The sequence below is a fragment of the Streptomyces sp. NPDC006544 genome (genome assembly GCF_040611715.1).
Lineage (GTDB): Bacteria > Actinomycetota > Actinomycetes > Streptomycetales > Streptomycetaceae > Streptomyces.
Genome location: NZ_JBEXOV010000033.1, coordinates 23,355 through 36,316 on the forward strand (window position 1 = coordinate 23,355; position 12,962 = coordinate 36,316).

Consider the following 12,962-nt stretch of genomic DNA (forward strand, 5'->3'; position numbering starts at 1 on the left):
TCAGCGTCCCGGCCGGGGGCCGCGCTTGGGATCGGCCGCTGTCCGTCGCAGGTGTCCCGGCTGGTCGGCCGGGGCACCCCTGGGCTTCGGCGGCTTTCGGACCGTGGTCGAGCGGGACCTTGCAGCGTTGACCTTCACCTCGGCGGCGGCCAGGCCGTCGCCCAGCTTGCGCATGCGCTTCTGGAGCTCGGATTCGTCGCCGCGCGGAGGACCGGCAGGACGCCCGTAGCGGTCGGCTGCCTCGTGGAGTCGGTCCATGCAGGCGGCCGGCTCCGGTTCGTGACCGCGTAGACGGTCGGCCGCGCGCGTCGCCAGGTTGGCGATTCGCTCGCAGATCCGGATGGAGGTCTTCTTCCACCAGGCCTGCACACGGCCGTCGCCCATGATCTTCTCGAAACAGGCGCCGGTCTGCCGCGCGATGGCCTGCCGCAGGTTCCGGGCCGCACCGCGCACGGTCTGGATGTCCTGCCACTCGGGTGTCGCGTGCAGTGCGGCCTGGTGCTGGTCCGCAGCGGCGAGGGCCCTATTAACAGCGGCGGCGTCCCGACCAGGAGCCGCTCCAGGAGCATCGTCAAGCGATCCGCTCCCTGCCGCGTTCCCCTCAGCGGCAGGAGCCACGGGCTGGATAGCCGTGGGGCCGGCAAGCGCCTGTTCCAGAGCGGTCAGCTCGTCGTGGAGCGCTTCCCGGAGGTCGTGAGCGACACCTCCGTTGGCCAGGACCGCGGCCTCCCATGCGTCCTGGAGTGCGCTGATGTCGCTGAGGAGATCCGTGTCGGCGACATCGGACTCGTAGGAGGTGAGGTCGTCGGGATCGGGCCCGGTCCACAGGGGCAGGTCCGCCTGCGGGGTGGCTTCCCCTGCGGGCTCCACCGGCGCAGGCTCCGGGACGCTCGGCGGGTCGGCCTCGGGCTGCTCCGTTACCACCGCGCCCTGCTCATCGCCTGCTGGCACGGGAGTGGTGGCGATGTCCTCCAGAGCGTTCGATGAAGCGGCCGATTCCGCCAACTCCTCGGGGTGCGGAGTCGGTGCCGGGTCCGCATCGGCTTCGGGACGATCGTCGGCGGGGACCGCCAGGTCTGGTGCCAGTGCCGGTCCGGCTTCGGGGGCGTCCGGGATCGGCCGCGGTGGAGTGGGTCCAGATGTTGCGCTGGCGTCCAGGTCCTGTTCCGGTGTCGCAAGCACCGGCTCGCCCGCATCGGCGCGCTGCTCCTGGTCGGTGGCGACGGTGGTGAGCGGCGGCTGTTGCGCTTGGTCGACCGCGACCACCGGCTCGGTGGGGGGCTCGGCCTCCGGCTCCACGGTCGGCTCGACGTCCGGGACAGCGGCGACCTCGACCACCGGTTCCACGGCCGGCTCGACGTCCGGGACGGCGGCGACCTCGACCACCGGGACGGCGGTCTGCCGAAGCGTCTCCCGCTCTTCTCGAACTGCTGCGGCCGTGGCCTGCAGGCGCGCTTCCAGGCGCCGGGCATCACGTGCGAGGTGGTACAGCGGAAAGATCATGTGCTGTCGCTCGGGCCCGGGAACGGCGGGCAAGTAGGAGGCCCAGGTCATGGCCGCCGCGTCCACGGCATTCAGCCGCTCTTCCATCTGGTTCACGTACAGCGCCTCCTGGGGCGCGGCAGCAAGGCCGTCAAGCGCACCGGTGACGGCCTGCAGGTGGCGGTCGTCCTCGTACGTGGTCGGCCAGGCTCGCGCTGCCGCCTCGGTGATCGCGTCCCGGTGCCGGGCCGCCACTGCGGCCATCTCGACGCGCACGACGTCCGCGCGGGTGGCTGTCTCGGTGTCCTGGGCCGGGGCGGGCGCCTCTCCGTATTCGGCGCCGTAGCCGATCGAGTAGAGGATCGCGCTGTGGTGCGCTGCCTCCTGGGGTGTGGCGACCGGCGGTGTGAGGTCGAATTCGGTTGCGGGATCCGTGATCTGCCCGTACCAGCCTCCTCCGGCTGCCGAGTAGCGCACGACGGCGAACTCGGCTCGTCCTTCGAGCACCTCGCCGTAGTCCGGTTCCTGGCCGATCTCGCCCGACATGCGCAGGCTGAACCGCGCGTCCTCGTCCAGAGCCGTCGTGCGGACGTACTGCTCCGGCGCGGAGTTGGGTACCTCCGCTTCCAGCTCCATTTCCGGGTCCGGCGGGAGGTCCGGCTCCAGCTGCGGTTCGGGCGGGTCGGGGAACGCGACGGCCGGCTCGTCAGCCGCGTCGCGGTGGTCGGCCTCGGTCCGCTCTTCGCGTTCCGCGCGCGTGGCCTCCAGGGCCGCGCGCATGTGGTCCTTCAGTCGGGTGGTGTCGTAGAGGAGGTGGGCAAGGCGGAAGCCCACGTGCTGGCGCTCCGGAGCAGCGGGATCCTCGGACAGGGTGCCGCGAAGCGCGGTCGCAGCCTGCTCGACCGCTTCCAGGTCTGCTGCCATCTGGCGTGCGCCCGCCGTGTTGATCAGGGCGTTCTGCATCTCGAAGAGTCGCTCGACCAGGTGCTGGAGGTGCGGGTTGCTGCCGTAGGTCGTGGGCCAGGCCCGCGCCGCCGCTGCGGTAATCAGGTCGCGGTTCATGCTGGCGGCATCGCGCAGGGCCGTGCGTACGACGTCGGCTCGTGACAGCCGGCCCACGTTCTGCGCGTCGGGGATCGGCTCCCCGTACGGAACCGCGGTGAGCGCCGAGAAGTAGACGGCTCCTTCGTGCGCGGCCTGGAAGGGCGTCGCGACCAGGGAGGTGACGTCGGCGGGCAGGCCTTCGGCGGATAGGCGGGCGAACCATCCCCCGCCTTGACTCGGCCGCACGGCGGCGATGACGGTGTCCCGGTACACCAGCTCGCCGGACTCCGGCGGCTGGCCGTCCCAGCCGTACAGCCGCAGCGCGAACTCCGGATCCATGGGGAGGGCGGTGGTCTCGGTGTACCGCTCGGGCTCCGGAGGATCCTCCACGTCCGGGGCGACCGGCTCGGTGTCAGGCGTCACCGTCATGTCCTGCTCCTCCAGATCATCGGCAGGCGCGACCGCCGGGTCGGGGCTGGGCGGGGCTTCCGCTCGGGTCTCGGCTGCCGTTTCCCCTTCAACAGGGCTGGCGCCCTGCGGCACCAACTCCTCGGAGTCGGGGGCCGGGGCCTCCGGCGCCGGTGCGTCCGTGGCAATCGGGCGGTCCTCGGAGATCGGGGCTTCTCCCGACGCCGCGGGGGTGTCCGGACGGTCCGTCTCCTCGTCGTCGCCGTCGGGCTCGGCCGGTGGCGGGCCTGCCGTAACGTGCTCGATCTCTGCCGGCGTGTGGTCCGGCCACGGCGTCGGCGTGGTGCCGAGCCACTCGGCCACATGCGGGTGGGGGACCCCGGGGTGAGCGTGGGCCCAGATGATCGCCGACTCGTGGGGCCGACCGAAGGCTCGGCCGACCAGGGCCCCTGCCTCGTCGACGATGACCGTATTGAGCACGGCCGTCGGATGTGCCCGTGCGAGGTCGGGCGGCAACGTGGTCGCGGTGTAGGACCGGCCCTCGTAGGTGAAGCGCCACCATCCTTCTGCCAGGTCTTCGGTGATGACGGGAGGCATGTCAGCCTCAGCCACGACCTCGGCGACCGGGAGGTCTTGGCCGTCAATGGTGCGGATGACGGTGCCGTCCGGCGAGACGCTTTCCACCACGTACCGCATGGCGTCGTGGAAGACGCGGTCCTGCGGCGCGAACCCATGTGCGGCATCGTCAGGAGCATCAGCAGCCGTGGACCCGACGGCTCCAGCCGTAGGTACGACGGGTTCCGCCGACGGTGCATCTTCCGCTGCTGCGGGCTCCGGGCGCTTCGGTGCCGGTACGTCGACAGGCACGCTGTCGCCGCGGGCGTCGAGCGCGTCGGCCATGCCGGGGAGTTCGGCTTGGTCCTGATCCTCCACGGGTGTCTCCTCGGCCTGGGCGGTCGGCCTCTGTGCGGCTGCCTGCTCTGGGGCAGGGGCTGCCGGTTGTACGGGGCTGGCGTCCGCCTGCTCGTTGTCGAGCACGGCTTCCTTCGCCTCTGCCGGGGACGCAGTGCGTTCGGCGGCGTCGGGCTCTGGGCGTGGCGGGCGCGGGGTGTAGGGACCGGCGTATGGGTCCGGCTCCCCGATCGGGGGGATCGACGCTCCGCGTCGGGCGGTCTCGTACTCCTCGAAGTGCAGCTTGTCGGCTGCGGTCAGGAGCACCTTGCGGGAGCGGCGTCCGATGGTGGTGGTCCTGTCGCAGGTGTCGGCGGCGGCTTCGGCAGCCACGCGCAGGGCTTGCATCTGGGCCACGCTCATGACGTACCGCCGATGTTCACCGACCCAGGGCGGCGTGGGCAGGTCGGACCCGTCGGGGTAGGTCCCGACCATCGGCAAGGTGCGCAGGAGCGCGACCTGTGCGGTGGTGAGCTTGATCTCGCGCACCGCGTACGGCGGGGTGATGACCTGGGAGTGCCCGTTCTTGGAGCTGGGCTTCCTGTCGGTGTCCAACATGCCGGCTGCTCGGATGGCGGGCACCCCGGCCTTAGCTGGCAGGCTCTCGTGGAAGGGCATGTCGTCCGGGGGTCCGCCGCGGGCATCTTGCGCCCACCAGTACCGCTTTCCGTTGTCGCCCATTCGTGCCCGGACCCAGCCGACGACCTTCCCGGCTTCGTGGACGTTGTTGTCCCAGTCCACGGTCATGCCTTCGGCGATGGTGCCGTGGCCGCCCTCGATGTCCAGGTCGCGCAGCCGGCGGTAGGGCTCATGGCGCAGGGGGATGCCGCTGGGCGTCGCGGCCCTGTCGATGTCTGCGGCGTTCTGCTGGCGCTTTTGGATCTCGGCGGTGCGCAGGATGGGGACGCCGGGCTGGTCCTCGCGTTGCAGCTGCGCGGTGTGCCAGACCCGGCTTCCGGCGTTGTCCGCAGAGACCAGGGCCAGGTCGCCGTACAGGGTGGTGACCGTTCCCGGGCCGTCCGGGGTAATGACGCGGTGTCCCTCTTCCAGTTCGGCCTCGGCGTCTTGCCCGGCCTGTCCTGCGGCTTCGGGTGCCTCAGGGTCACCGGCCGGGGAAGGTGCCTGCTCGGACGCAGGCTCTGCTGGCGGAGTCGGGTCTGCGTCGGCGGTGGGGGCCTGTCCCTCCGGCGCCGACGCCGCAGGAGCCTGGCTCGCGGCGTCTGCCGGTGCCTCCGATGCGGCTCCTTCGGCCTGCGGTAGTGCTGCGTCGGCCGGACTGTCGGGGCTGGCCTTAGGAGCAGGTGTTGCCGGGCCGGGATCTGGGCTGGAGGGTCGGCCGGCTGCGGCCCTCGCGGCCTTGGCCTCGGCTCGTTTTGCCGCGGCGGCGGCCTTCTTCTCCTCGACGGCGGCCTGGGCCTGGGCGTCGCGGTCTGCGAGGGCCGCGGCCTGGTGGATGCCCGGACTGCTTTCGATACCGCGCTCGCGATCGCATGCGGCCCGCACCTCAGCGATGGTCCGGTCCAGCTTGTAGCCCTCGGCCGAGCGCCACTTCCCCCGCACGGGCCAGGAGAAGGGGGCGCCGTCCGGGCCGCGCAGTGCCTGGTCGAGCTTCGCGGCGAAGGCCTCGGCGTGCTCCCGCTCGGCGGGCCCCCACTCCGCGATGCCGGTGTAGGGGCCGATCTTGAGACGCTGGCCACCGGCAGGGACGACCTCCCAGCCCTCGGCGATCTTCGAGGTGCGCTCGACCAGGACGTAGCCGGGCGTCGATGCCAGGTGCAGCCGCTGGCCGCTACGCCCTTCAGCAGCGGTCTTGACCCACCAGTCTTTCGACTGCAGCCACACGCGCCTGACCGCCTCGACCTCAGGGTCAGCCAGCGCGGTGTCGACGGCTGCTCCGGGTGCAGCGTCGTCAGCGCCCGGAGCTGGGTCATCGGTGGTGGCCTCGCGGGCGATCGCGTGCACGGACGCGGCGGCCGCGGCGGCGATCCGCTCGCCCTGTTCCCGGGTTGCCCGGTGCATGAGGAACCGGACCGGGACCGGCAGATCGTCCGCGTCGGGCTGCCCTGCGAGGTCCAGGAGCCATTCCTCGGTCCATTCCGCGAACTTCTCGGCGAACAAGTCGGGTCCCGCGTCGCGGGCCCACCTGGTGACGACGCTGTCGGCCAAGCCCGCAGAGGCAAGCAAGGCAGTAGCACTGTCGGCCGCTTCTTGGAGCACCTCCTGCATGAAGGAGGCCATGGAGGGCTCGGGGCGCTGGATGCCCCGGTTTCGGGCGGCCGCCTCGCTGGGGAGTGCCGCCCTTTGGCGGGCGCGCGTGTAGATGTCGGCGGCGACCTGGTCCGCGAGTTGGCGTCCGGTCTCCCAGGACTCCGGGGACTCCGGGTGGAGGTAGGCCTCGACCCAGTCCGGGCGGACGTCGTCGTCCTCCCAGCGCCAGCGTTCGGTGATCCAGTCCTCGGCCCATTCGCGAAATGTCAGCTGGAAGGTCTCCAGGGCGGCGTTAGCGCGTGCCTCGATGGCGAGGGCTTCGTCGGCGAGCGCGGCGTCGGTGAAGGCGGTGACAGCGTCCTGCCACAGGTCCCTGCCGGGGACGAGCGTCGGCTGGGCGCCGACCGGGACCGCAGAGGAGAGGCCGCCGAGCAGTCGGGCGAATTCGTCGCTGGTGACGACCTGCGCGTTGCCGCCCAGCAGGCCAGCCATCGCCTGGGCGTCGTGGCGGACCATCTCCTCGACGGTCATTTCCCGGCCCTGCTCGGGGGCATCCGGGGCGGCGGGTGTAGGTGTCGGCTCGGCCTCGGGCTGGTGGACGGCAGTGTGGACCGCCTCCGCGACTCGCGCTACGACCGCCCGACGGGTCTCTGAGGAGACCTGGAAGTACTGGGTGACCCACTCGGGCCAGTCGTCCGTGTCCAGGTCGTCCCACCGGTCGCTGAGGTGGTTGCCCGCCCACTTGAGCAGGGGAATCGCCAGGTTGCTGACGTCGTTGGCCCGCGCCCAGGTAAGGACGCGCTCGTCCAGGAGTCCGCCCGCCGTCAGCTCACGTACGGCACTCTCCCAAGGATCCACCGCAGTCTCTGATCCCGGCCCGGCCTGTTCGGCCAGGGCCTCCCCGTCCGGGAGCAGGTCGCCGGCTGGGGACGGCGCAGCGGGTCGCGGTGCGTCGGGCGAGCTGCTCGCGGCCGGCGCGGGGGGCTGCGGCTCCTCGGCTGTCTCCCGTGAGGCGGCGGGTTCCTGCGCCGCAGGTCCGGCGGTGGCGGTCGAGGTCTCGGTCACCGAGTTGTCCGTCGCGTCGCCGAGCGGCAGTTCACCGGGGGCGGCGGTGGTCCGTACGGGGGCCGTCGACGGTTCCAGGGTGGTCGAGTCCGTGGCCTGTTGCTGGATGGCGTGCTCGTCGGCGATGAGAGCCCGCAGCCGGTCGGCTTCCGCGCGGTACTCGGCGAGCTTCTCGGCGGCGTCCCCTGTGGGGGTGGGTCCGGACTCCTCCTCCAGGTTGGCCTTCTTCTCGTTGACGATGACGAGCTTGCTGAGGAGCTTCTCCTCCATCTCCTTGGAGCGCGCCGCGATCCGGTAGGGGTTGTCCTCGTACGAACGGAAGTTCGCCGCAGCGTCCGCCCGGTGCCCCTGCTGATTACGGATCTCCCGTTCGAGTTTCTCCGCGTCGTCCGGGAGCTTGGTGAGGAAGTTCTCCAGGGAGACGATCGCGCCGCGGCCGTTGGACTCGTTGACGGCCGAGCACTGCCACTGCGCGCGGTCGTCGCGGTGGCCGACCGGGACGACGTGGCCCCAGGCGAAGCGGAGCTTGAGCTGGCGGCGGCCTCCGGCGTCGTAGGAGATTTCGCCGTGGAAGTCCTGTCCGCCCAGGGTGCCCACGGGGACGCGCTCGCCGGGGCTGAGGCTGGGGTCGCGGGCGAGGCCGACCATGCGGGCTCCGAGGGTGGCGGCCGCTGTGTCCCGGCTGCGCAGGGTGCGGCCGTCGATGGTGATGGCGAAGGCGTCGCCGCCGGTCGGGCGGCGGTTGGGCATGGCCGCGCGCATCCCTTCCAGGCAGGGGGCTGCGCGCTGGAGGTAATCGTCCAGGTCCTTGGCCAGCTGGAGGCGGCCGTCTTGCTGGCGGTCCCAGGTGCGGGCGAGGCCCTGCATGCGGGCGCGTTCGGCGGTGGCTTCGGCGAGCTGGAGGATCGCAGGGTCGCCGGAGGCGAGTGCGGAGAGCATCCCGAGGTTGAGTGCCTCCTCGCCGATGTCCTCGATCTCGCGCAGATTGAAGTCGCGGCGCTGGATCTGGGAGATGAAGCGCGCCTTGCGGGCCAAGGCGTTGAGACGGAACTCATCGAAAGAGCCGCTGGTGACGTAGTAGAAGAGGCGGACGTGGTCGGGGGTGTCCGGGACGGTCGGGTCGTTAAGGTTGCCCTGCCGCTCGATGCGACCGTCGCGCTGGGCCATGTCGGCGGGCCGCCACGGGTAGGACAGGTGGTGCAGCGCGGTCGCCCGGTCCTGGATGTTGGTGCCGGTGCCCATCTTCTCGGTGCTGCCGACCAACACCGAGACGCGGCCGGCCCGGCAGTCCGCGAAGAGGCGCTCCTTCTTCTTGTCCGTGGACGCCTCGTGGATGAAGCGGATCTCCTCGCGGGGCATGCCCGCGGTGATGAGGTGCTCGCGCAGGGAGTCATACAGGTCGACGGGGTGCTCAGCGCTGGAGCCGGGGGTGCCCTCGTCGCAGAAGACGAGCTGGAGTCCGCCGGGTACCGGCTGCGGTGTGGGGTCGGTCTTCGAGGTGGGGTAGACGACGTCCTTGGTCTGCTCCCAGACCTGCATGATCTGCTCGGCGGCGTACTCCAGCTTGCTACCCTCGCCTTCCTCACCTCCCACCAGGCGCATATCGAGGCTGGCCCGCAGCCCGAGCCCCAAGGCCTTGAGGACGCCTCCGGGCTTCCTCACCCACTCCTGGCGGGGCAGTTCCTTGATGAACTGGCGCTGTGAGCCCGTGACGGCGAAGTGGATGGGCTCGCCGCGCTGGCCGTCGGGGCCGGCCAGGACCGGAGGAACCGGGAGATTGAGGTCCTCGGCCATCTGCACGTCGGCGAAGGCCCTGTACGCGGTCATCAGCTCGGGCACGTTGAAGAAGCGGGCGAAACGCGCCTTGTACTTGTAGCCGTCGCCCTTCGCGTCGGGTTCCAGGGAGGAGACGACCTCGCCGAAGGTCGCGGCCCAGCTGTCGAAGTTCTCCAGGCCCATCCGCTCCAGGAGGTCGGGGCCCAGGTAGCGCTTCAGGACGTAGGCCTCGGTCACACTGTTCGCGATCGGGGTGCCGGTGGCGAGCGTCGCGACACGGTTGTGGCCGTTGTGCTCGCGGAGGTAGTCCAACAGCATGTGGAGCTTGGTCGCCTTGGCGGAACCCTGGATACCGGCCCCGGGGATGGCCGAGATCGTCCGCAAATTTTTGTACTGGTGCGCTTCGTCGACCATCACGTAGTCGATGCCGGTGTCCTCCAGGCACATCCCGGCCCCGTCGGACGACTCGTCAATCTGCTTCTGCAGGCGGGCCTCGGCGTTGGCCAGGCTCGTCTCGATGTCCGTGATCGTCTTGTCGTGCATGCCCGCCTCACGGGCGGCATCGAGCTGCGCGCGCAGGCTCGCCATCTCGCGGTCGAGGTAGGCCTGCATGGTCTCCGGCCGCAGCGGGGCCACATTGAACGCCTCGTGCGTGAAGATCACCGCGTCCCAGTCGCCGCCCGCGATCCGTGCGAGGAACTTCGCCCGCCGCTTCTTGTTCAGGTCGCTCGCGCTGATCGCCAGCAACTTGACCCGCTCGCGGTCCGGGTAGATCTCGCGGAACTCCCGGGTGACCTGCTTGAGCATGTGGTTGGGGACCACGATCATCGGCTTCTTCGCCAGCCCTGTGCGGCGCAGCTCCATCGCGCCGGCCACCATCGTGGCCGTCTTGCCCGCGCCGACCACGTGGGCCAACAGGGCGGTCGGCTCGGACACGATCCGGCGCACCGCAGCGTTCTGGTGATCACGCAGACGCCGCTGCCACAGCGTGCTCATGCCCGGCAGCGTCAGCGGCGCCTTGTCGTACTCCGGGAGGACCAGGCTGTTGAACGTGGTGTTGTAGATGCCCGCAAGGCGCTCGGCCCGCCCCGGGTCCGCCCAGATCCAGTCGTCGAAAGCCTGGACGATCAGCCGGGCCTTCTCCCGCGCGGCGTCCGTGGCGGCCTGGTGGACCTGGATCTTGCCGTCCTGGTCCTTGTAGGTGACCTGGATGGTCGAGTCGGCCTGCCGCAGGATCGCCAGCATCAGGTCCTGGGCGCTGCGCTCGGTAGTGCCCCACTCCGAGCGAGCCAGGTCGCCGATATGCGCCCCACGGACCTCCCAGGTAGTACCGCCCGCATGCCGCACCTCAGCGTGCTCGAAGCCCAGATGACGTAGGAAGGCCTCGTAGTCCTGGACCGGAATCCACGGGGCGCCGCACTTCGCCTTGATCTCAGCCGGGGTGAGGTCCTCGGGCTGGACCTTCTCCAGCGCCGCGACGTTGCCGATGTAGGAGGGATCCTCCGTCGCCACCTCGCGGGCCTGCTCCAGCTTCTCGCGGACGTTCCCGGACAGGTAGCGGTGGCGAGGCTCCCAGAAACCGGCCTGCGCCGGGTCCCGGAACGCGAGGTGGCTGATCTGGACGGCGGCCTCGTCCTCGCTGACACCGAGCAGGCTCGCGACCCGCAGCATGTCGAGCCGGCCGCCGTCCCACTCCAGGGCCAGGGCGAAGGCGTCCTCGGGTGTGGCCGCCGTCGTGGGCAGCGCCCTCGGCTCCAGGACCCGGGTGTGCAGCACCGCCTGCTCAACGCCGGAGGCGGTGCGCTCGTCCCACTCCTCCAGGCCGAACAACACATCGGCGTCGGGGTCATCATCAATGAGCCCGTAGGCGGTGCGGGACTTCCATTCGTCCGGCACCTTCGCCAGCCCCAGCAGGACTGCGCGCTCCTTGGCCTCCTTCGGCGTGAAGATCCGGAACTGGCCCGGCTTCGTCAGGGGCGGGCTCTTCCTCCGGTAAGCCTGGTAGGCCTCGCGCAGTGCGGTCCGAAGCTCGGCGAGTTCCGCCGTCTCCCCCGGCTCGGTGGTGGCGCTCTCCGCCTTGTAGAGGGCCAGGGCGCGGGCCTTGAGGCTGATGAGCTGGACCAGGCGGCCCTGCTGCTCGGGGTGGACGTCGAGGGGGACGATCCTGCCGTCTTCCACGATCGTCGGGTTGCCCAGCTCGTCCAGCCCGAGCGAGCCCTCGGTCAGCGCCTGCTTCAGCGACACCACAGCCCCGTCCCCGGCGGCTGTCGGCCTGGCGGTGGAGGGAGTCGCGGTCAGGCCCACGGTGCGGGCGTGGGCCGCGATCGACTCGGCAGCCGCGGCGAGGCCTGCGGCAGCGTCGCGCTCGCCGACGACGGTGGGCTCGGGACCGTACTTGCCCAGCCGCGCCCGCAGCTCGCCCACCACATGCTCCGGGTGGTCCAGGAAGTACGGGTTGACGCGTACCGGCTCCTCGTGGCCGTCGAGGACCAGCTCCCGCGTCCCCAGCCATCCGTCAGCGCCGCGCTCCTCCCCCGGCATGCGGCGCCGCAGGAAAAGGACATCGGTGACCACATCCGTTCCGGCCGCCTCACGGTGAGCCCCCAGAGGGAGGCGGACCGCGCCGACCAGATCCCCGAGTTCGTACAGCCGCTCCCGGGGGCTGGTGTCCTTCCCGTCCAAGGTGAATCGCGAGGTGATCAGGGCGACGATGCCACCCGGCCGCGTGGCCGCCAGCGACTTCAGCACGAAGTGGTCATGGATCGACAATGCCAGATCGGCATTGTGGACCTTGTCGTACCTGCTGTAGCGGCCGAAGGGAATGTTGCCGACCACGGCGTCGAAGGCGCCGTCGGGAAGGTGCACGTCCTCGAACGGGGCGGTGATGATGTCGGCGTCCGGGTACAGGTGCCGCGACATCGCCGCGGTGTTGGCCTCGACCTCGACGCCCGTCATCCGGACGGGCACGGCGGTGTCCTGGGGGGCCAGGCCGATGTAATTACCGCTGCCGGACGTCGGCTCCAGCACGTGCCCGCCGTCGAAGCCCATCCGCCGGACTCCATCCCACACCGCCTCGACCAGGCCGGCGTCGGTGTAGTGGGCGTTCAGCAAGTTGCGGCGGGCATCAGCCCACTCCGTGTCAGACAGCAGAGCGCGGACCTGGGTGCGAACCGGTTCGAGTGCGAGCCACCGGGCCCATGCCCGACGCGTCTCCCGGGCCGTCTCTGGTCCCGGCTCCGGCGGTCGCGCCGCGAACACCAGCTTCAGCGCCCCCCAGCCGGACCAGCGGGCCAGGGCAACTTGTTCCTCGGCCGTCGCCGTACGCCCCTCGCGCTCCAGCTGCTGAATCAGCTTCAGAGCCTCGATGTTCGCGTACGCGCGCTCACCAAGATGCGACGGCGCCAAATCCTGCTGACCAGCCGGACGGAACCTCGGCGGCCCAACTACATCTCGCGGTGCTCGGTCCCCGGCTCCTTGGGCAGGAACACCTCCTCGGCGTACACGATCTCCTGCGCCTGCAACCGCACCGCGTTCCGCACCGCCGCCCGCTCCCCCACCGGAACCTCCATGATCAGCTCCTGCGCCACTGCCCCGATCTTCTCCCCCACCCGCAGATCCAGGCGCACGAAGTGCGCCTCCTGCTCCTCCGGACTGCCCAGGCCCTCCAGAGCCTGCGGCCGGTACGTCTCCCAGTACTCCCGCGCCAGCCGGCCGTGCCTGCTCAACTGCATCGCCATCTCGCTTCCCCTCTTCGTCCGTACGGAGCGACCGCTCCACGTCCTCGGTACTCACAGATCCTCCCCGACGGCTGTCCGGTCAACTCACGCCGCCGCGCGACGCGAGCGCCGCAGGAGACGTGATTGATGTCCATCGGAAGCAGCAACGGGGAGGTAACGGGTCGGTGATCGTTTTCGCCGGACCAGCGGAGCGTCATCACCGTCAGGGGTGACACCGCCTCGCGACCCGAATTCATCGCCCCTCGACTTTTCCTGAGTGCTCGTCACTAGCAGAAGCGTTTCCGAGAAACC

General features: G+C 70.7%; 2 protein-coding genes. Both read right to left on the reverse strand.

Annotated features, from left to right (window positions below; genetic code table 11):
* The gene (locus ABZY44_RS17575) at positions 1-12,339 is read right to left on the reverse strand and encodes an SNF2-related protein (protein ID WP_356654665.1); all 12,339 of its coding nucleotides are present in this window, start codon (positions 12,337-12,339) and stop codon (positions 1-3) included.
* Positions 12,340-12,377: 38 nt separating this feature from the next.
* Entirely contained in the window at positions 12,378-12,671 is a 294-nt protein-coding gene (locus ABZY44_RS17580) for a hypothetical protein (RefSeq protein ID WP_356654667.1), read from the reverse strand.
* Positions 12,672-12,962 lie beyond the last annotated feature (291 nt).

Coding starts and splice junctions, on each gene's coding strand:
- ABZY44_RS17580 (WP_356654667.1), bottom strand. CDS start 12,671: ATGGCGATGCAGTTGAGCAGGCACGGCCGGCTGGCGCGGGAGTACTGG.